At 68.3% G+C, this 20,254-nt stretch carries 16 protein-coding genes and 2 pseudogenes; 10 read left to right on the forward strand and 8 right to left on the reverse strand.

Going from position 1 to position 20,254, the window contains the following annotated elements; all coding sequences use genetic code 11:
* Positions 1-254: 254 nt before the first annotated feature.
* Together OHS59_RS43555 and OHS59_RS43560 are read right to left on the reverse strand one after the other, a co-directional pair.
* Positions 255-1,373, reverse strand: a complete 1,119-nt coding sequence (locus OHS59_RS43555; protein ID WP_328498877.1) for a fatty acid desaturase family protein — start codon at positions 1,371-1,373, stop codon at positions 255-257.
* Between the two features lie 7 nt (positions 1,374-1,380).
* A complete protein-coding gene (locus OHS59_RS43560) occupies positions 1,381-2,436 on the reverse strand; it encodes a ferredoxin reductase (protein WP_328498878.1) in 1,056 nt (351 codons plus the stop codon).
* A gap of 87 nt (positions 2,437-2,523) precedes the next feature.
* Here OHS59_RS43560 and OHS59_RS43565 point away from each other — a divergent pair, with 87 nt between their 5' ends.
* Positions 2,524-3,663, forward strand: coding sequence for a PucR family transcriptional regulator (locus OHS59_RS43565; protein ID WP_328498879.1), 1,140 nt, complete (start codon positions 2,524-2,526; stop codon positions 3,661-3,663).
* Positions 3,664-3,863: 200 nt separating this feature from the next.
* Positions 3,864-4,202, forward strand: a complete 339-nt coding sequence (locus OHS59_RS43570) for a thioredoxin family protein (RefSeq protein WP_328498880.1) — start codon at positions 3,864-3,866, stop codon at positions 4,200-4,202.
* A 125-nt stretch (positions 4,203-4,327) separates the two neighbouring features.
* Here the strand turns inward: OHS59_RS43570 and OHS59_RS43575 are convergent, their stop codons facing one another.
* Entirely contained in the window at positions 4,328-4,648 is a 321-nt protein-coding gene (locus tag OHS59_RS43575; RefSeq protein WP_328498881.1) for a DUF6191 domain-containing protein, read from the reverse strand.
* A gap of 247 nt (positions 4,649-4,895) precedes the next feature.
* On the opposite strand from OHS59_RS43575, the pseudogene OHS59_RS43580 reads away from it, so the two are divergent.
* Positions 4,896-5,207 (forward strand): annotated as a pseudogene (locus OHS59_RS43580) (TetR/AcrR family transcriptional regulator); the annotation flags it as partial.
* A gap of 360 nt (positions 5,208-5,567) precedes the next feature.
* Here OHS59_RS43580 and OHS59_RS43585 read toward each other — a convergent pair.
* Together OHS59_RS43585 and OHS59_RS43590 are read right to left on the reverse strand one after the other, a co-directional pair.
* On the reverse strand, positions 5,568-8,717 hold the full coding sequence (locus OHS59_RS43585; protein WP_328498882.1) for a discoidin domain-containing protein: 3,150 nt from the start codon (positions 8,715-8,717) through the stop codon (positions 5,568-5,570).
* A gap of 110 nt (positions 8,718-8,827) precedes the next feature.
* Positions 8,828-9,790, reverse strand: a complete 963-nt coding sequence (locus tag OHS59_RS43590) for a LysR family transcriptional regulator (RefSeq protein WP_328498883.1) — start codon at positions 9,788-9,790, stop codon at positions 8,828-8,830.
* Positions 9,791-10,054: 264 nt separating this feature from the next.
* Between OHS59_RS43590 and OHS59_RS43595 the strand changes: the two genes are divergently transcribed.
* The 3 genes from OHS59_RS43595 to OHS59_RS43605 all read left to right on the forward strand — a co-directional run bounded on the left by OHS59_RS43595 (position 10,055) and on the right by OHS59_RS43605 (position 12,433).
* On the forward strand, positions 10,055-10,696 hold the full coding sequence (locus OHS59_RS43595) for an MSMEG_1061 family FMN-dependent PPOX-type flavoprotein (protein WP_328498884.1): 642 nt from the start codon (positions 10,055-10,057) through the stop codon (positions 10,694-10,696).
* 14 nt (positions 10,697-10,710) lie between these two features.
* On the forward strand, positions 10,711-11,619 hold the full coding sequence (locus tag OHS59_RS43600) for a PDR/VanB family oxidoreductase (RefSeq protein ID WP_328499579.1): 909 nt from the start codon (positions 10,711-10,713) through the stop codon (positions 11,617-11,619).
* Positions 11,620-11,830: 211 nt separating this feature from the next.
* Positions 11,831-12,433, forward strand: a complete 603-nt coding sequence (locus OHS59_RS43605) for a DedA family protein (protein WP_328498885.1) — start codon at positions 11,831-11,833, stop codon at positions 12,431-12,433.
* 224 nt (positions 12,434-12,657) lie between these two features.
* Here OHS59_RS43605 and OHS59_RS43610 read toward each other — a convergent pair whose 3' ends face one another.
* A complete protein-coding gene (locus tag OHS59_RS43610; protein WP_443061684.1) occupies positions 12,658-15,021 on the reverse strand; it encodes a ricin-type beta-trefoil lectin domain protein in 2,364 nt (787 codons plus the stop codon).
* A gap of 243 nt (positions 15,022-15,264) precedes the next feature.
* Positions 15,265-15,546: a hypothetical protein gene (locus OHS59_RS43615; RefSeq protein WP_328498886.1), complete on the reverse strand. Its 282-nt coding sequence runs from the start codon at positions 15,544-15,546 to the stop codon at positions 15,265-15,267.
* 370 nt (positions 15,547-15,916) lie between these two features.
* On the opposite strand from OHS59_RS43615, the gene OHS59_RS43620 reads away from it, so the two are divergent.
* From OHS59_RS43620 to OHS59_RS44675, 4 genes and pseudogenes are all read left to right on the forward strand, one after another.
* Positions 15,917-16,309, forward strand: a complete 393-nt coding sequence (locus tag OHS59_RS43620) for a contact-dependent growth inhibition system immunity protein (RefSeq protein ID WP_328498887.1) — start codon at positions 15,917-15,919, stop codon at positions 16,307-16,309.
* A gap of 824 nt (positions 16,310-17,133) precedes the next feature.
* Positions 17,134-17,676 carry an EF-Tu/IF-2/RF-3 family GTPase gene (locus OHS59_RS43625; RefSeq protein WP_328498888.1) on the forward strand — a complete coding sequence of 181 codons (543 nt, stop codon included), beginning with the start codon at positions 17,134-17,136 and terminating at the stop codon, positions 17,674-17,676.
* 159 nt (positions 17,677-17,835) lie between these two features.
* A pseudogene (locus tag OHS59_RS44670) lies at positions 17,836-18,104 on the forward strand (transposase); the annotation flags it as partial.
* On the forward strand, positions 18,078-18,434 hold the full coding sequence (locus OHS59_RS44675; protein ID WP_443061685.1) for a zinc-binding dehydrogenase: 357 nt from the start codon (positions 18,078-18,080) through the stop codon (positions 18,432-18,434). The pseudogene OHS59_RS44670 and the gene OHS59_RS44675, both read left to right, overlap by 27 nt.
* A gap of 278 nt (positions 18,435-18,712) precedes the next feature.
* Here OHS59_RS44675 and OHS59_RS43640 read toward each other — a convergent pair whose 3' ends face one another.
* Positions 18,713-19,507, reverse strand: coding sequence for an SDR family oxidoreductase (locus OHS59_RS43640; RefSeq protein ID WP_328499581.1), 795 nt, complete (start codon positions 19,505-19,507; stop codon positions 18,713-18,715).
* Positions 19,508-20,254: the final 747 nt, after the last annotated feature.

The following is a 20,254-nucleotide window of genomic DNA, read 5'->3' on the forward strand; positions in this document are numbered from 1 at the left end:
CCATCAGTTCCCCGAACCGTCGGCGGTGAGCGCGGCTTGCTCACGGAGGTGCGCCGCCTGCCGCAGCGCGACAACCGTCCCGCTTCGGCTCCTCCGCCCGTCCCGGCAGCGGCGCAGCCGGACACCGGGCTGCCCGGATCCCGTGTCGTACGGTCTGATGCCGCGGCCGCCCACCGTCCGCAACGGATCTCACCGAACCCGCCGGTGCCGCTGGTACGGCCGAGACATCTGAAATCTGAAACCAGTACCGGGAATCAGGCCGCGACAAGCTCCTGCTCACGGTCCGGCGTCTTGACCTTGGGCTTCTTGTTCGGCAGCGAGAGCCGGAAGACCTTGTGCCACGCGGAGAACACCTGCTTGGGCAGCGGCCCGGTGACGTACTCCAGCTCGTACTTCTCGAACAGCGCGCGCACCTTCACCGCGACCTCGGCGTACCGGTTGCTCGGCAGGTCCGGGAACAGGTGGTGCTCGATCTGGTGCGAGAGATTGCCGGTCATGAAGTGCATGGCCTGGCTGCCGCTGATGTTCGCCGAGCCCATCATCTGGCGCAGGTACCACTGGCCGCGCGTCTCGTTCTTGATTGACCGGCGCTCGAAGACCTGCACTCCCTCGGGGAAGTGCCCGCACATGATCACCGAGTGGGTCCAGATGTTGCGGACCAGGTTCGCGGTGAACGTGGCGGCGAGCGTGGGCAGGAACGACGGGCCCGACAGCAGCGGGTGGATCACGTAGTCCTTGAGCACCTGCTTGCGGATCTTGCGGCCCACGGCCCTGGCCCGGGCGCGGAACTCCGGGTTCTTGCGGCGGCGCTTGTTCAGGTTCTTGCCGAGCTCCAGGTCGTACGCCGCGATGCCGTACTCGAAGAAGCAGGCGTTGATGAAGTTCCACAGCGGCTGGCCGAGGTGGAAGGGGTGCCACCTCTGGTCCTCGTCGACGCGCATGATGCCGTAGCCGAGGTCGTTGTCCTTGCCGATCACGTTGGTGTACGTGTGGTGCAGCTCGTTGTGCGAGTGCTTCCACTGCTCGGACGGCGAGACGTGATCCCACTCCCAGGTGGTGGAGTGGATCTTCGGGTCTCGCATCCAGTCCCACTGGCCGTGCAGGATGTTGTGGCCGATCTCCATGTTGTCCATGATCTTCGCCACGGACAGACCGGCGGTGCCGATCAGCCACGCGGGCGGGAAGATCGAGAACAACAGCACGCCCCTGCTGACCAGTTCGAGCTTGCGCTGCGCCGAGATGACCTTACGGATGTAGGCGGCGTCTTTCTCGCCGCGGCTCGCGATCACCTCGTCGCGGATCGCGTCCAGCTCGCGGCCGAGCTCCTCGATCTGCTCCGCGGTCAGATGGGCGGTGGGGTCGGTGGCGGTCAAGGTGCTCCTACCGTTCGATGTCGCAGGGGCCCGCCGCGGCGGACACGCAGGTCTGGATGAGGACGCCCGGCTCGGCCTCGGTGATCTCGCCGGTGCGCAGGTCGCGGACGGCGCCCGCCTTGAGGGGGGTGACGCAGCCGAAGCAGATGCCCATACGGCACCCGGAGGGCATGAGAACGCCGGCCTCCTCGCCGACGTCCAGCAACGGCGTGGCACCGTCCGCGTCGACGGATTTGCCGGTGGCGCTGAACGTGACCTCGCCGCCGTCGCCGGTGACGACGATGGAAGGGCGGAAGCGTTCGGTGTGCAGGCGCTCTTGTACGCCGTGCCCGGCCCAGTGCTCTTCGGCGGTGTCGAGCAGGCCCGCGGGCCCGCAGGCCCAGGTCTCGCGCTCGGCCCAGTCGGGCACGAGTTCGTCGAGACGGGCGATGTCGAGCATGCCGTCCGTGGCGGTGTGCACCTCGGTGAGCCGCAGCTTCTTGTCCGCGACCAGGTCGTGCAGTTCGTTGCGGAAGATCACGTCCTGCGGCTGTGGCGCGCAGTGGACCATGACGACGTCGTCGAACTCGGAGTCACGCAGCATGCCCATCACGGGCGTGATGCCGCTGCCGGCCGTCAGGTAGAGCACCTTGGCGGGCTTGGCCCGCGGCAGCACGAAGTCACCGGTCGGCTGGTCGAGCTGGATCAGCGTGCCCGGTTTCGCCCTGCGGACCAGGTGGTTGCTGACCTTGCCGTCCGGGATCGCCTTCACGGTGATCGTGACGCGCCCGTCCTGGCGGTCGGTCGGCGAGGTGAGGGAGTAGGCACGCCACAGGCGCACCCCGTCCACGTCGACCCCGATCCGCACGTACTGGCCGGCTGTGTGGCCGCGCCAGCCCCGTCCCGGTCTGATCACGATGGTCGCGGCGTCAGCCGTCTCGGGGTGCACGGCCTCGATGCGCCCACGCAGGTCGGCGCCCGCACGCAGCGGGCTGACCAGGTCGAGGTAGTCCGACGGCAGCAACGGCGTCGTGACCATCTCCAGCATTTTCCACGCCCTGGTGCGGAGGGCTGTACTCGTCATGACTCCAGCTTGCTGTGCCTCAAGGGGTAAAGTCCTGACCGCAGGACGTAAATCTGGTCGGCTGAATTGTTCGCAGGGAACAGAAACGTGAGTCATGCAATCCGGAGGGCCGGCGAACTGGCCCTGGACGAGACGACGGTCACCGCACTGCGGGCCGCGCTGAAGGGCACCGCCGACGAGGTCGTCCAGGCGATCATCGACGAGGTCCCTCCCTACGCCAACGCGCTTTCGGGCCGCATGGGCGCCACCATCCGCCGAGCCGTCCGCACCGCCCTGGGGCACTACCTGGACCTCGCGAGCGGGAACGCCACGGGCGGCGACGGTGGTGACGCAGCCTACGAGCTGGGCCGCGGCGAGGTGCGCGACGGCCGTTCGATGGACGCCCTGCTCAGCGCCTACCGCGTCGGCGCCCGAGTGGCCTGGCGTGGCCTGGCGGCGGGTGCCGTACCCGCAGGGCTGCCCGCCGCGGAGGTCGCCAAGTTCGCCGAGCTGACCTTCGCCTACATCGACGAGCTCTCCGCCGCGAGCGCCGCGGGCCACGCCGACGAACTGGCCGCCCGGGGCAGGGACCACGAGCGCCACCTGGAACACCTGGCCCGCGACCTCCTCGCCGGCGCGAGCCCGGACGTGCTGCTGGCCTCCGTTCAGCGGGCCGGGTGGCAGCCTCCGGTCGCACTGACCGCGGTCCTGCTGCCTGCCGACCAGGCCCGGCCCGCCTACCGCACGCTCGACCCGGGCACTCTCGTCCTCGATGATCTGCCGGATTCCACCGGTGTGCTGCTCGTCCCCGATGCCGACCGGTCACATCTCCTGCGGCTGCTGACCGACCGCACCGCCGTGGTCGGCCCGGCCCGGCCATGGACGCGTGCGTCCGCCTCGTACGCCCGAGCCGTACGCGCGCGCTCCCTCTCCTGCGACATTCGCGACACCGAGGACCACCTGCCCGAGCTGGTGCTGAGCGCCGACGTGGACGCGTTCGCAGACCTGCGTGCCCGGGCCCTCGCCCCGTTGCGGACCTTGCCTGTCGCGACCGCACGGCGGCTGGAGGAGACGTTGCGGGCGTGGCTGTTGCATCAGGGCAGGCGGGACGAGGTGGCGGCGGCGTTGTTCGTCCATCCCCAGACGGTCCGGTACCGGATGTCGCAGCTGCGGGAGCTGTTTCCGGATCTCGCATCGCCGGACCGGGTGCTTGAACTGACGCTGGCGGTCGGTCCGCGGGCCGGCTGACGCGTACTTCGACCGTCCACGACCGCGCACATGACGGCATACACGACCGCGTTCGCGAGCGGTCCGGGAATCGTGCCCCGTTCCCGGTGCCGTCAGTCGGCTCATGCGGCCCGGGGAAGAGCGGTACCGGCTGGCCGGCCTGGCCCACCGCGGGAGGGATGATGAGGACGGAACGACGGAGCGTGAGGTCAGGAGTTTGCATGGCGCAGCGGGTTCACCGACCCAACGAGGACGCGGAGTTCGATTTCATCCTCGGGATGAGTGGGGTCCCGGTCCTCGCGTACTTCATCGGGACATGGCCCAAGGCGATCGAGCCCTGCCGGGTGATGGACCTCGTCGTGGGTGGCATCGCCGACGACTACACGGGCCGCCTGACGGCCGTCCGCGCCGACATCACGCGTTGTCCGGCCGCGACCGGGCGATACGGGGTCACCGCGGCCCCGTCCTACGTCCTGCTGAAGGAGGGAGAGGCGGTGGCGCACGGCACGGGGCCTATGACCATCACCGAGGTACGGGAGTTCCTGGACGGGCACCTCTGAGCGGTCGCCGCGCCCACCGCCGCCGGGTTGAGCACGTCGCGGAGCCAGGGGGAATCCATCCGATCCGACGAGGTCGCGGAAGCCTGCCGCGAGCACGGGATCTCCGGCGGAGGTCGACGCTCGCTCTACCGGCCAGAGGGAGGCATACGGACGATCGCCGTTCCGCCCTCCAGATCGACCATGGTCCGGTTCGGCGGTGCTCCGTCTTCTTCGTCGTCGCTCAGAATGAGCGCTGACCGGCGCTCCTTCAGTTCGCTCTGCTTGCCCGGCGAGAAGCTCGCGTGAAGCTGCTCGAAGCCGGTTGCCGAGATCTGTCCCTGTCTGGCGCTGTTCCGCCAGGGCAGTAGCCCAGCTCGGCCTGCGCGCAGCAGCAGCTGGTCGAGGAAGGCCAGGGCGGTCAGCACGATGACCAGCCCGGGCAGGGTCATGAAGGCGACGAATCCCATGCCCCCACTATCCAGGGCAGGGCGCGGATTTACGCGCTGTCTTCGGAGCAGGAACCAGCTGTTCGCGCCTGTTCCGGGGCCCGGTCGGGCGAGGCCAGTGGCGCCCGTCAGCCGGAGCGCGGGGGATGGGAGCGCGGCCGATGAGGAGTTGGCGGCGTGGGCTGTGGGTGGGTGCGGCGCCGGCCACCGGTGCCCTGACGGTGGCGGCTGTGCGAGACGGGAGTCTGGCAGGCACGGGCCCCTTCTCCCGGAGATGATGCAGATCGTGCGCCAGCGCGGTCTCGGCTACCTGCACGCGGACAACGGCCTGACCACCCGCGGCCTGCGCGACCTCGAACAGGGCATCGCCTCCGGCCGCTTCACCGCACTTGACCCCGCAGTGGCCCTCTCCGCCGTGGGCGGCACACTCCTGTCACTGGTGGAGCTGCGCTTCGACCGTCCCGACCTCGACGGGGACGAAGCGGCCTCGAACCTGGCGGAAATGGTTCTGCGCATGCTGGGCCTGACGCCGGACGAAGCGCGCGAGGTGGCCCGGCGACCTCTGCCCGGTCGCTGCTGACACGACTGAGCGCTACCGGGAGGCCGTCGCCCGTCAGCTGGACGACCTCGCCGGCCACATCGCCCCCCCCGTCGCCGCCCGCCTCAACCGTCGGGGCCGTGGCACCCGGGTGGAGATCCACCCGGGTGCCAGTCCCAGATCGACCGGCCCCGCCGGCGCGCGGTGGAGTTCCGGACCGTGGACGTCCGCCGCCGGTGCCGCACAGGTCGGATGCCGCGCTGCCAGAACAGGCGGCCGTACTTCCCGTGGCCGTTGGCCACGGGAACGGATTCGTGCTCGGGATCCCCTACGGTCAGCGTGCGTGGATATTGCAGTCAAGAATCCAGATGGCGATCGTCAAGCACGGTGCCGGGAAAGCCTTCAACGCAGCGAGAGTTCAACGAGGCGCGCGCCCGCGCTCGCTCCGGATTCGGTGACTACGGCGACGTAGCGCGCGTCGGTGTCCGTGCTCAGATACCGGCTTCGCCCCGTCCCGGCCAGCCGCCCGACCGGCGTGTACGTCAGCCCGTCGGTGCTGACCTCTGCTCGGACCCCGGGTACCCGCCCTCTCGTCCACTGCGTGCGGACGCTGCGAATCCGTTGCGTTGCGCCGAGGTCGACGACCATCCGACCGTCAGGGCCGGGAGTCCATGCCGTGCCCGGATCACCGTCCACGGCCGCGGAGGGGTCCGACATGCCCGGCGGCAGAGGCGATGTCGGGAAGACGGTGCGCCCCAGAGCGAGATCGCTGAGCGGATAGGCGGGCGTGTCCCGCAGCGTGCAGGTGGTGACCCGTCCCGAGCGCACCACGACCACCGCGCCGGCGTTCAGGCCGACGACCTGTAGGCGGCAGGACGGCCCGCTGAGCCGGACCGTGGAGGCGTCGACGACCTCCGCGCGCAGACCCTCGGGCAGACGACCGCCGGACAGCGGGCGCAGCGACAGCCGCGGCGCGAGAACCGAGGCCGAGGCCGCGGCGAGTGCGGCCTCGTAGGTGCTGCCGGACGCGCTCACCGTCTGCCGACCTTCGAACAACGTCAGGCGCGACCGGGACTGCGGGATCGCGACGTGCGTGGTGATCGCCCGGCCGGAGAGGTTGAACAGGCTGAGGTGGCCGTCCGTGAGAGCGGCACGTACGGCACCGTCCGTGGCGTGCGGGGCGGCACGGCCGGCCAGTTCACGCAGGGCGGCGGGGGAGGCGTCGGGCAATCCCTCGACCAGCAGGGGTGCGGCCGGTCCGTCCGCCAGAACGACGGTGTCGCCGTACACGGCGAGTTGGTGTTTCGAGTCCCGGACCACGAGTCCCGCACGGCCGTCGACGTCGAGCCAGCCACCTCGGCTCGACACGTCGGGGACCGGCCAGGACACCAGGTCCGTCCACTCCATGCCGTCCATGGACCCTTGCAGAACGTAGGCGCGCCCCGCGGCGGCCTCCCAGCGCAGACTCACCCGGTCCACGGAGTGTGATCCGCCCAGGTCGACGGAGAGCCAACTGTCCGCGCGAGGACGCTCTGCCCGCGAGACGGCCCATCGGGTCGTCACGTTCCCGTCCACCGCCAGGGCCGGCTCCTTGCCGGGGTCGAACGACGACGCGGTGGCCGTCGCGCCCCGGGCGAGGTCGGTGCCCGCCGCCCCGTCGCGTGCCTCGAACGCGAACAGCGAGTACCCGTACGCCGGATCGGGCCGGACCCCGCTCATGCGCAGGTGTCGTACCTCGGTCCGTGTGAACGTGAGGTCGTCCACGCGCGGGGAGGGCACCGGCGGGCGGGCGTCCTGCGCCGTGACCTTGGCGCTGCCCTCCTCGAAGCGGTATGTGCGGGAGCCCGACAGCCCGGCGACGCCGGGCATGGTGAGGTTGTGCAACTCCAGGTGACCCTCGCCGGCGGCGACGCCCGTGGTCGCGTAGACGACGGCGCCGGAGGGCAGAGTGGTCCACCCGGCGTACTCCGCGCCCAACCGCAGCACGGTCGCGCTGCCGTCGAACCCGTCGCGGACCCGGCTGTACGTGTGCACTCGGCGGCTTTCGACCTTGCCCGATACGGCCGGGAGGAACATCGGGGTGGCTCCGCTGATCTTGAACAGCCAGTCGTCGTGTGCCGGTTGCCAGGCGAACTTCACGAAGCCCGGCTTGGAGACGGCGCCGGCCCAGGCTCCGGACGACTGGTGGGAGACCAGACCCGGCCCGGCTCCGAAGTCGGTGACCCCGGAAGCCTGCGCGAACAACTCGGCCTCGGACAGCGGGCGGACCATGCGCCCCTGCTTGGCCGCCCACACGTGCAGGAGGTAGCTGATGGCCAACTCGGCCCTGGCTTCCGGCTCGTACTTCGGTTCGCCCGAGAACTTCGCCAGCCGGTACTCCGGAGGGTAGGCCTGGTACGCCTCCAGTCGCGAGGCCAACGAGCGCTCCGCGCGGGCCGCGGCCCGGTCGCCCCCGACCTGGGCGAGAAAGGCGAGCGGGATGACGTCTCGCCCGTAGAGGTGCTCGCGGTCCGCCACCATGGGCATCAGCGGTTCTCCGGCGTCGCTCATCACGCCGAGGAGGGTGCGCCACAGGAGGTCGGCGTTCGGCTGCCGGGTGAGTACCTGCGGCATCGGGCGCTCGGCGGCGATGAAGTGCGCGGCGTTGCGTCCCGACGTACGCCACAGCTCCTGCTGGTAGTGCGGGCCGAAGGATCCGTGGTTCTCGACGATGAACGTGTCGTACAGGTTGCGGGCCGTGTTCTCGGTGACGGGCACACCGTCGACGCGGACCGGGTTGGCGAGGTCCGCCGGGGGCAGTCCCGCCTCGTTGCGCGACCAAGTGCCGTACGCGGCCAGCCAGTCGGCGTGCCGGGGGTCGTCCGCTGCCCAGGCCGCACCGGGGGCGAGGGCCTGGGCGTACACGCCCATCTCCTCCAGCTTGGTGTCCTTCTGGTATCCGCCGGAGAGGCCGTTGGGGGTCCAGTCCCCGGAGTCCGGGTCGTCGCCCGTGCCCAACGCGGCCGTGTAGGCCGCCTGTTCGCGCGCGATGGTGTCGACGTGTCTTCGGGTCACTGCGTCGAGCTCGTTCCACAGCAGTCGTGCGGCGAGGACGAAGTACGACTGGAAGGTCGTGTCGAAGAACAGCTTGCGGCCCCACTGGGTGCCGCCGGTCAGCCGGTTGGAGGCGGCGAAGTGCTTGATGGTCGCCAGGGTCCGGGTCCGCAGAGTCTGCTCGTCGACGCCGGCGCGGTCGCTGTCGTACGTGCCGTGCGTGAGGAGGACCGCATGGCCCAGGACCACGGCGAAACCGAAGTCCTTGTCGGTGTAGTACCCGCGTGCCTGGTCCCATTGCTGCTCGGACCAGCGGGTGTGGTTCAGCAGGACGCGATGGTAGACGGCCGCCACCTCGTCCGGTGCTTCGCCGGATCGGCCCGCGAGCCCGCCGGAACGGTCCTCGGCATGGGCGGCGATGGATCCCACCGTCAGAGGCAGCGCGGCCAAGCCCGCCGAGACGCCGAGGAGTTGGACGAACCGGCGTCGGGCGACCGGAGGAGGGGGTATGTGGGACACGAGAGGCGCCTCTCCGTATGGGCTAGACAACGTTGTCAAGCGGCGGGGGTAATTTTTCGTTCCGCAGGCGGGGTGCGTCAAGGGTTGTGACGTGTGCGGCGGTCTTCCGTTCATCGGCGTGCTGGGCGTTGTCGCGGACCCACAGGCCGGTTGGCAGAGGGCGGAGCCGGCTCCGCAGCGGTGGTCATGATGTGGCGGATCCGTTCGCGAAGAAGCTGGTGCGTGCGGTCGTGATGGTTGCGCGGATGCCATGCCATGCCGACGGTCAGGGGTGGCAGCACCAGGGGGATCGGGAATGTGCACAGCCCGAGGGCGGTGAGCATCGGCCGTCCGAGGTGGGCCGGGGCGAGGCTGACGACGTCGGTTTCGCGGGCCAGGAAGAGCGCGGTCGCGACGCCGGGGACCACGGCCACCACACGTCTGGACAGCCCGTGTTCGGCGAGCCGTTCGTCGATCGGGCCGTGGGCTCGGCCACGTCGCGACACGACGATGTGGTCGGCGGCCGCGAACTGCTGTGGCGTGACGGTTTTCGTCCTGGCGAGTGGGTGTTCCGAGCGCACCACGCCGATCAACGTCTCCGTGAGGAGCGTCTCCAGGCGGATCTCCGGATCCCCCGGACGCACGACTCCGATCTCCAGGTCCACCAGCCCTTCGCGCAGGGCCGGGGTGTCCTCCAGGTCCTCCGGCCGCAACCGCAGGGAGATGCCGGGAGCTTGCACCCGTAGGTCGTCGATGAGGGACGGGACGAAGGTCGTCGACAGCATGTCGTCGACCTGCAGGTCGAACGTACGCACCGTGGTGCGGGGGTCGGCGGTGGTCGACGGTGTGAACAGGGCGCGCGCCCGGGTGGCGACCGCGTGCACCTCTGGGCGCAGTTCCAGGGCCCGGGGGGTGGGTACCAGGTCGCGTCCCGCCCGCACCAGGAGCGGATCGCCGAAGGCGCGGCGCAACCGGGCCAGGGTGCGGCTCATCGCCGGCGCCGAGGTGTGCAGGCGCTCTGCGGCCTTCGTCACGCTGTTCTCCGTGAGCAGCGCGTCCAGGGCCTGGATGAGGTTCAGATCGACATGGTCCATCTGCGGATTATCACTGGCGCAATGACTTCATAACAAGCTTGCACTGGTGTTAATCAGCTGCTCTGCCTAACGTCGGACGCACACGACGTGCAGGCCAACGACACCTGAAAGCGCACGTGGTGCTGCCGTACGACGTCGTCCGCCGACCTCGAAGCCGGTGCGCAGCGAGTACGAGAAATCCCAAGCGAGTACGACAAATCCCAAGCGAGTACGAGAACACCGAAGCGAGTACGAGAACACCGAACGGAAGCTCACAACCAACTGATGACCCTCATGGATACGAACCCACAGGCCCGTCCGCGCCGCCTCTCCTACGCGGCGGTGCGCGCCCGGATCGGCGAACCCGATGACATGATCAAACGCAAGGTCCGTGACCGTCTGGACCGGCATGCGCGCCGGTTCATCGCCCATTCCCCCTTCCTCGCGATGGCCACGTCGGACGCCTCGGGACTGCCGGACAGCTCTCCGCGCGGGGACTACCCGGGATTCGTGAAGGTGCTCGACGAGCGCACGCTCGTCATCCCCGACCGGCCGGGCAACCAACTGGCCGACTCCTTCCGGAATCTCGCAGAAAACGACGGCATCGGTCTGATGTTCGTCATTCCAGGAATGCGCGAGGTGCTGCGTGCCAACGGTCGCGCCTATCCCACCGACGAACCGGACGTGCTGGCCCGGATGCGCATCGAGGGCAAGGACGCCGAGCTGGCGATCGTCGTGGAGTTGACGGAGGTCTTCTTCCACTGCGGCCGCGCGCTGATCCGTTCCCGGCTGTGGGATCCGGCGAGCCAGGCCCTGGCCGCGGAGATGCCGTCGATCGGGGAGATCGCCGCCGACCAGTTCAACCTCGACGCCGATCCGCTGATGCTGACGGACATGCTCGAAGACGACTACCGGCACCTGTACTGAGGGCGGTCATGGCCATACAACGAACCATTCTCCAAACGGTGGAGCCGGTGGCCGAGGACACCGTCTCGCTCCTCCTGCGCGGCGCGGAGGGCCCGCTGGCCCCCTGGGAACCGGGCGCGCACATCGATCTGACACTGCCCAACTGGCTGACCCGGCAATACTCGCTGTGCGGAGATCCGGCCGACCGGAACACCTACCGTGTCGCCGTCCGCCACGACCGGCTCAGCCGGGGCGGCTCGGAGTACGTCCACCGGTTCCTCGACGAGGGCCGCACTCTCGACGTGTCGCTACCGCGCAACCACTTCCCCCTGCGGTCCGCACCGGAGTACCTCTTCGTCGCCGGAGGGATCGGCATCACCCCCCTTGTGCCGATGCTGACGGCGGCCGTCGACGCGGGCGCCTCGGCGACGCTGGTGTACGTGGGCAGGTCCGTGACCGCGATGCCGTTCGCCGACGAACTGCGCGCCGCGCACGGCAGCCGGGTGCGCCTGCACATCACCGGCCGACACGGCAGACCCGACTTCACCGCGGAGGCGGCAGCTCTGGGCCCGCGGGCACGGGTGTACTGCTGCGGTCCCGCGTCGATGCTCGACGCGGCCGCGGCGGCGTTCCCCGCACAGCGGCTGCACACCGAGCGCTTCCGGCCGGCCGCCAAGGAGTTCGCGCCCAACAAGCCCTTCGACGTGCACTGCGCCCGGTCGGGACGGACCGTGCAGGTGAGCGCGCAGGAGTCCGTGCTGGACGCGTTGCTCCATGCGGGATTCCGCATACCGTCCGGCTGCCGCGAAGGGGTCTGCGGCAGTTGCGAGATCACGCTCGTCGGCGGAGAGCCCGAGCACCGCGACGACATCGGCGCCCCGCCCGGCCGGATGTATTGCTGCGTCTCACGAGCACGGTCCCGCGACCTCACCGTCGACCTCTGACCTGGCCCATCCGTCCGTCCGCACCATCCTGCGTGTGCGCCGGTCCGTCCGCACCATCCAGAGTGCCTGGTCCGTCTGCACCATCCTGCGTGCCGCGGTCCGTCCGCATCACCATCACCCTGCGTGCGCCGGTACGCGGTGATCACTGACCATCCCGGGAGAGATGACCCATGACCATTCACCTGTACCTGCCGACCGAGACCGACACCTTATGATCGGCTGGCTCGAACTGGCCGAATCGGTCATCACCTCACCGTGGTTGTACGCGGTGCTCATCGCGGTCTCCTTCCTCGACTCCTTCCTCCCGTTGATCCCGAGCGAACCCGTCGTGATCGTGGCGGGCGTCTACGCCGCCACCGGAGAAACCGACATCGTGCTCGTCGTGGCCGCCACGACGCTCGGCGCCCTCCTGGGCGACCTCGTTCCCTATGTGGTGGGACGGCTGTTGGGCGAACCCGTACTCAAGCGCCTGCCACCCGGCTCCAAGCGCCGCAAAGCCCACGACTGGTTCGCCCGCGAACTCGAAGCCCGCGGCGGCTTCGTGCTGGTGACCACACGGTTCATCCCGGTGGGACGCTACTTGGCCACCCTCTCCACCGGCCTCGTCGGCTACCCGGTGGGCAAGTATCTGATGTTCGTCGCCTTCGCCACCGCCACCTGGAGCGCCTACACCGCGCTCACCGGCTATTTCGGCGGCGTCGTGTTCCAGGAGAACACGCCACTGGCCATCGGCGTCGGTGTGGGACTGGCGCTTGTGGTGACCGGCGCCATCGAAGGCGTCCGCTGCCTTCGCCGCCGCAGGACCGCCGTCTGAGCGGACGAAACCGTCGCCGGCCGTCAAACCTGCGCGGACGTGGGTACGCAAGCGCTTCGTGGGGCCCAATGGTGCGCCGAAGGCCGTGTATTCGCGGCCCTCGGCGCTGTGGAACTGTCACCTTCCGGTGGGCCCTCTGGGGGGATTCCTAGGATCCGGTGCGACCCCTACGGTCCGGTGGGATCTCTACGGTCCGGTGGGATCTCTACGGTCCGGTGGGCCCTCTATGAAAGGACCCACTTCTGGCTCTGCTGGCTGCCACATGTCCACAAATGGACCGCAGTGCCGTCAGCCGACGCGCCGCCGGAGACGTCCAGGCATTTGCCGGACTGCGGGTTGCGCAGTGTGCCGTTGGTCTGTGGTTGCCAGATCTGGGCCGCGGTTCCGTTGCAGGTGTAGAGCTGCACCTTCGTGCCGTCGGCCGTGCCCGAGTTGTCGATGTCCAGGCACTTACCCAGCGCGCGAACAGCGCCGGTGCCGAGCAGGGACCACTCCTGGGCCACGGTGCTGTTGCAGGTCCACAGCTGGACCTTGGTCCCGTCGGCAGTGTTGGCGTTGTCCACGTCCAGGCATTTGCTGAGGCCCTTCACCTCTCCGGTGCGGGACGGTGTACCAGGGAGCTGGTTCATGGTGTACCAGGCCTCGGTGCTCCACAGCTGCTTGCCGTCGGCCGAGCTGAAGGGGCGGGCCGAGCGGACGTGGACCACGCGGTTGGGCTTGAGGCCGGGGATGGCCAGAGTGACCGTCTTGCGGTCGCTGGAGACGGTGGCCGACTGGACGGTCAGCGTCTCCTCGTCGACCTTGGGACCGCCGTAGTCCGACCGGGGCACGTAACGCCACTGCTTGACCTTGTAGCGCGCGGCCAGGCTTGCGGCGGTCTCGGTCGAGATGGGCTGGGTGTACTCAAGAGCGAAGCCGCCGTTGACGGCACGCATCTGACGGATGTCGAAGGCGCCGGTTCCGGACGGTGTCAGCTTCTGCAGGCCGAACTTTAGTTTGCCTTCCTGGCCCCAGTTGCCGTCCGCTCCGAGGCCGCCGATGTAGAGGGCGCCGTCGGGACCGACACTGATCCGGTTGACCCCGACCTCCAGGCCCTGGGTGAGGCGGAACACGGCGCCCTGGTACTCGCCGTTGACCTTCTCCAGGTATCCGCGCTGGATGCCGCCGTACGTCACGTCGCCGAACAGCATCTGGCCGGCGAACGGCCCGTCGCTCAACTGCAGTGGAGTGCTGGGGGAGTTGGCTATCTCGTTCTGGGGGAGCCACAGGACCGGCTTGGTCACGTTCTGCGAGTCGAACGGGCCCGCCGGGTTGGTGTAGTGGTTGAAGAAGCGGTCCTGTTTGACCTGGACCAGCTTCGACGAGGGCAGCCAGCCGCCCTGGTTGTCGGTGACGAAGATGTCACCGTCGGGGCCCCACCCGATGCCGTTCGGGGTGCGCAGCCCACCGGCCACGTAACTGACGGCCCCCGTGGCCTTGTTGACCTTGATCGTGGTGCCGCGGTTCGGAGCGGGCTGCGGATTCGTCGTCGCCCCGCCGTAGTTGATGGACACGGACAGGTTCAGGTAGAAGAACCCGTCCTTGTACAGGAGGCCGAACGCGAACTCGTGGAAATTGCCACCATAGGGCCAGGTGGCGACGCGCCGGTAGGTGTCGGTCACCTCGTCGCCGTTGGTGTCGTTGAGTTCGGTCAGTTCGTGCTTCTGCGACACGTACAGCTTGCCGTCCACGTACTTGATGCCCATGGGCTCCTTGAGCCCCGAGGCCACCTTCTTGTACGTCACCTTGTCCGGCCCGGTGTTGCCGGTGACGTTGCTCAGCAGGTAGACCTCGCCGGTCGTGTTCTCCGAGCCGCCCCAGGTGGTCACGGCGAGCCTGCCGTCGGGAAGCCAGTCCATGGCGGAGACCTGCGGTTCGAACCCGCTGGGCCGCAGGTTGGTCAGGGTGTAGTTCGGGTGCACGCCGGTCAGGGGCAGGCCGTCGCCCGGTGAGTCGCCGGCCAGTTCACATTCCTTGCGTCCCGGAGCCGTGACCCGGACGACGTCGGCGTCCGTGCTGAGCACCGAGTTGGGCACCACGGTGAAGGCGGTGGCGGAGGGCGGCTTCCAGGCGAGGGTGACCTGCTGCCCGCCGTCCTTCTCGAAGTGGTCGATGCGGACCGAGTGGTATCCGGCCGTCAGGACAACGTTGCCGTCCTTCGGATCGGCGCCGTGCAACCCGTCGTGGCTGATGACGAGTTGGTCGTCGATGAGGAGCCGGGAGCCGTCGTCGGTGGTGAGCCGGAAGGTGTACGTCCCGGCGGTGGGGACGTTCAGGTTGGCGATCGTCTGCGACACGAAGTTGGCGCTGAAGCCGAAGTCCGCGTCGGAGGACCAGTCGATCACCGGCATCAGCTTGTCGACGTTCGGTGTCTGGCCGGGCTTGAGTTCACAGAGCCTCTCAAGCGGCACCTGCATGTCGAAGACACGCAGGGTGACACCCGGCTCCTGTGGGGGAAGAGCGTTGGCGGAACGGTCGGTCGGGGCGGCCGAGCCCGTGGGGGCGGACAGCCCGAGTGCCAGAAGTGAGGTGATGATGGTCGTGGCCAGGCGTCTGCCGAGTCGCCCGGTTAACAGCCGTGGATACACGTGGCCTCCTGTTCGCTCCCCGGCATGGGGGAACGCAGATGGACGAGTGAGAAGATCCACCGCTGCCGGTGCGCGCCGTCGCACCGGATACGGAGAGTGGCGTACGGGACGTATGAGATCTCGTGCCGTCGCGACGGACACAGTAAGGACTTTTTCCGAACTCGTCCATACTCTGTCCACACCAAGGCCAAAGCTTTCCCGCTTTCACCGGCCCGGGGCACCCACGGGCTCCGGGCGCTTGGCCCTCGTCCATCCGGCGGCTGCCACCAACTCCATGAGTTCGGCCTCCGTCGTCCCTGCCTTGAGACGGACGTCGAAGGTGTAACTCTCGTCGCAGAACACCAGGTCAAGACCGGGGGGCGTCAGCCTGCGAAAAGTGATCGCCAACCAGATCGCGTCCTCCAGCCGGACATCCATGTAGAAGCACGTACCGTCTTCGTGCAGGAACGCCTCACCCGAGCCGTTCTCCGTCTCGAACTCCCACATGAGGTTGCGTACTGCGCTGCGATGCGTCGAGTCGATGTCAGCCTCGGTCCACCGAGCACAGATGGCCTGAGTCAGCCCATCCCGATCAACGCGCCACCCGCCCGCGTCACTCTCGACAACCACCAAGAACGTCATAGGAAGGATCTATCAGGCACCCACGACAGGCGGCGAATGCCGCGTACTTCGAATACCTACCGGCTACCGGTTACCGGCAGTCCGGGACGACCTCACTGTCGGCGACGTCCCTCTCCTCGACACGGGCGGCCCGTCCTCCTCCTGACGGCCCGTTCCTGCGTCACCTTGCCGTATCCCGGTGATTTGACCCCGATCATGCGGGCGTTCCAGATCCGCGGCATGGGACGATCGACCGGTGACTCAACGTGTAGGCCGGGCCCGCTCTCTGGAGGAGATCGAGCACGACCGTTGGCCGTCCCCGGTCGACGCAACTCGCCTTATTGCGACGGTGCATGCCCTACGGCGCCGGCCGATCGGCGAGCTGACGGCCGAGGACATGCGTCTGCTGATCGGGCAGGACGTGGGACTTGCCTGCCTTCTGCCGCTCGCGCTGGAGGTGCTGCGGGACGACCCGATGGCTGAAGGCGACATGTACGAGGGCGATCTGCTGTCCGCCGTTCTGACCAGAAGTCCGGCAGTCTGGAAGGAGTGGCCCGAACTCGGTCGGGATCTGGTCGTCATCGTCTCGGAACTGACCGACCTGCCGCCGCCCTTGATGCAGGAGGCCGCGAGGTTCCTGGCTCGGTAGGTCCTTCGGCGCGGCCCGGTGTGCCAACGCCCAGCGGTGCGCCAGAAGATGGCGGGCCACATCCACGGCGAGGACGGCTGTAGCGGGTGCGGCGACCGCGACCTTGCCGGGCACGACTGGCATGCCAGCTTCATCAGCGGGTTCCACAGGGCGATGCTCAATGGGCTAACTTCCCCAGAATGGATCTTGCCGAGGCTCAGCAGGTAGCCGTCAGCTTCTTCGCCGGTCGCACCGAGGGCCATGATCCCTGGAAGGTGCGAGCGCCCTCCAGATGGGCTCTGGCTCGACGCAAGGAGAAGCACGCCGTCATCTTCGAGTTCCGGCCTCCTCACGGGCACTCCTGTAAGCGTTCGTGGGGGCCGCTGAGGGTCTCTGTCGATCTGAGGACAGGGCGGGCCGACATGCTGCGGTGAGCGCGTAGCGACGGCAGTGGTGGCAATGAGCGTGGGGGCCTCGACGGAGCGGTGAGGCGGTGTGACGGAAACTCCGAGTGGAACTACACCTGTTCGGTCGCCCACGCAGTGCCCGCCTTCGCCTGCCCGATCAGATATCTGCTGCTCTGGTTGTCGTGGCGGGTCCGTCCCGAGACTGTTGCCGAAGGCGGCCGTCGCCTTCGTGGTTTCGCCCAGTCACCACCACGCTGGAGCGTGTCCGGTAGGTCGCCGTCTGGAATGCGTCGGAGCCTCTCGGCTGTACGGGGTGTACGCCTTGTTAGCCTCGGTCCGTGGTAGTTGCTGCGTGTGCAGTTACGTAGGAGCCACGGGGGAGCCGTGGGTGGATCTGTAGGTCAGTCAGTGGTGAATGCGGTGGAGAGGCCGTTCTTGATGTCTGTCGAGGATGTCTTCTGCCTGCGACAGGGCAGGATGGTCATGCTGACGGGCCGGATCGAGCGCGGGCGGGTACGCAAGGGTGACGAGGTGGAGATCGTCGGCCTGGGGAGCGGCGCGACCGCCCGTGTGGTGGCCATCGACGCGAGTCACGTACGTATTGACGAGGCCGGTGTGGACATGAACGTGGGGGTGCTGCTGCGTGGCGTAGCGGCGGATGGGGTGGAGCGGGGCCACGTGCTTGCGACTCCGGGCTCGATCAGCGCCCACGCCTGCTTCGCTGCGGACATGACGCTGCTGTCCGAGGAACAGGGCGGTGCGGATGTAGTGTCCGGCGATCACCTTCGCTTCTACACCCGCAGCGCGGCAGTGTGGGGCACTGTCACGCTTCATGGGGTGGATGTGGTGCGGCCCCTTCACAGGGCCGAAGTGACAGTCACCCTCGAAGAACCCGTTGCCCTGGAGGAAGCGCAGCCTTTCGCATTCCGTCAGCGCGGTAGTGCTGCTGGATCCGGCACCGTGACTCGACTCCTGCGCTGAGCTTTACGAGCGGAGCCATAGCCGGACTGCTGCAAGGGTGACCGTGCCTTTGAAAGACGAACGCCCGCTTATCGAGCGTGTCGCGACAGCCCTGTAGATCTTCAGCGTGCCGATCAGTCTCATTCCCTGAACCACAAGCAGAAATTATGTCTCCCGCCTTTGGTCCAACGGCTCCGGACCGCAGGGAAGTTGGACTGGTCGCGGGCGGTGATCGATTCTTCCCATGCCCGGGTGGCCTGGCGAGGCCCAAGAGTGGTCCCAGCCCGGTCGACCGTGCGCGGCCGGGCAGCAAGCGCCAGGTGCTGGCCGACGCCCTGGGCATCCCGCTCGCGGTGTCGCTGACCGGCGGCAACCGCCACGACGTCCCCCAACTACTGCCGCTGTTGGACAAGGTTCCGGCGGTGGCGGGCGTCGTCGGCCGACCCCGACCGGGGCAGAGTGTCCTCGTGCTCGGAGCGGCCGGTGGGGTCGGGTCGGCGCTGTGTCAGCTCGCCGCCCACGCCGGCGTCACCGTCCATGGCACGTCCAGCCCTTCGCGCCGGGCTCAGGTCGAAGCGCTCGGCGCGACATGGGCGCCGAACGCCGCCGCGGTCCCCGCACCGGTCGCGGCGACGTTCGACTCCGTCGGAGGACCGTCGCTGGCACAGTTCCGCAGAGCGACCGCCCGTACTGGCGTCGTCATCTCCTACGGATTCAGTTTTGCCTCCAGTTCGGGACATCCCCGTACCGTGGCCCTGCTGCGTACCGCCGTCTTCTGAGCCACCGTCTTCGACCACGGCGTCCCCGAGACCCGCGCCTGTGGATGCCGGGACTGTTGAAGCGTTGTACCCAGCGGTCCCCATCGTCACCAGTCGTTACCGTCGTCGACGGCGCCGGCTGCGATCGAGCAACGCGACCGGAGCGTTGCCGTGAGACGGTCGCCTGGCTCGATCGCAGCCGGCGCCGCACGCACACGACCAAACGCTGAACGCGTTCGGTGATTCTGGTGTCGGCTCGTTGACGTCGATTATGTCCTCGCCTGGGCGGCCTGGGCGGCCTACGCGGTGGTGGCGATGCCGCCGTCGACGGGGATCACGGTGCCCGTCAGGTATGCGCCTGCCCGGCTGGCGAGGAACACGGCGACACCCGCCATGTCGTCGTCGCGGCCGATCCGGCGTAGTGGGGCCGACGCCGCGATCGCCTCGCCGAACTCATCGAGGGTTGCAGCCATCATCGCCGACGGGAACGGTCCCGGGGCCACGGCGTTCACGGTGACGTGCTGCGGTCCCAGTTCCTTGGCGAGCACTCTGGTGAGTTGATGCAGAGCGGCCTTGCTGCTGGAGTACGAGTAGTTGGGCCGCTGTGGGATGTGGATGGCGGCGATGCTGCCGATGTTGATGATCCGCGCGGGATCGTCGGCGGTACCCGCCTTGCGAAGCGCGGGCAGCAGCGCCTGGACCAGCCAGAACGGCGACTTCAGGTTGAGGTCGACGACCGTGTCCCAGGCCTCGTCCGGAAACGTCTCCAGCGGCTCGTCCCACAGGGCGCCCGCGTTGTTGACGAGGATGTCGAGACGCTCCGAATCGGCGGTGACGAGGTCGGACAGTCGCCGGCACTCGTCGTGACGGGACAGGTCGGCGGGGATGGCCCGCACCTCACCGAATGTGGACAGCTGTTCCTGCGCCTGAGCGCACGCCTCTGCGTTACGTGAGCTGATGACCACGCGGACGCCCGCCTGGAGAAGGCCACGCGCGATCATCATCCCGATGCCTCTGGTGCCACCGGTGACGAGCGCGCGCTTTCCACGCAGATCGAAAAGTTCTGCATGCGTTGTGAATTGCTTGTCTACCACTTGCCGGCCTTCTGGTTGGTGGTGCGGGATGACGCGTCGGGTGTTCGGTTCAGCTGTCGGTGTTTCAGTCACGAGTTTGCCGGGGCCGTGGTGGCTGACCGTAGAGGAAACTCATGCCCGTGCAGCCGAACCCGAGAGCCGGGACTTCGAGGTCTTGTTCTGGTTTGCGTTGTCGCATTAGAGGTGCTCCTGGGCTATCGGGCGTCTGGCTCTTGCCTATTTCGTGTCAGCCGGGAGCCGGTACAGAAGTTGGGTAACCTTCTGGGACACCGGCGAGACCCTGGTGATACCGGCACGCCTTTAACGCTAGGGCCCTGGCGTGCACTCCAAGCAAGCAGAACAGGTAAGAAGTCGGCAGGGTGCTCCCGCGGGGTGGCGGCCGCACCCCTGGGTGCTGTCGAGCCGCGGGGCCTCGCGGACATGGCCTCGACTGCCTGGTCACCGTTGTGCGGCATGAGCGCCTTCGCGACCAGCAAAAGACCGTCCGTGACGCTGCCGGGATCATCGCGGAGTGCAACGCTCGGATGCAGGAAATCGGATGCAGGAGTCGAATGGAGGAGCAAGCGCGGGCGTAGGAAGAGGGCCATCACTGATCCGGACCAAGGGCTCATCCGGACACGGCCTGTTCCTGCTCCTCGTCAGCACCCTGACCGACAGGGTGCACGAGGGCTCACCTGTCCTGGCTTCCTGTCCCGGTTTTCTGTTCCGGTTTTCTTTTCCGGCGTCTGAGCGGTGCGAGTTGGCTTG

This window comes from Streptomyces sp. NBC_00414 (assembly GCF_036038375.1).
Classification (GTDB): Bacteria; Actinomycetota; Actinomycetes; order Streptomycetales; family Streptomycetaceae; genus Streptomyces.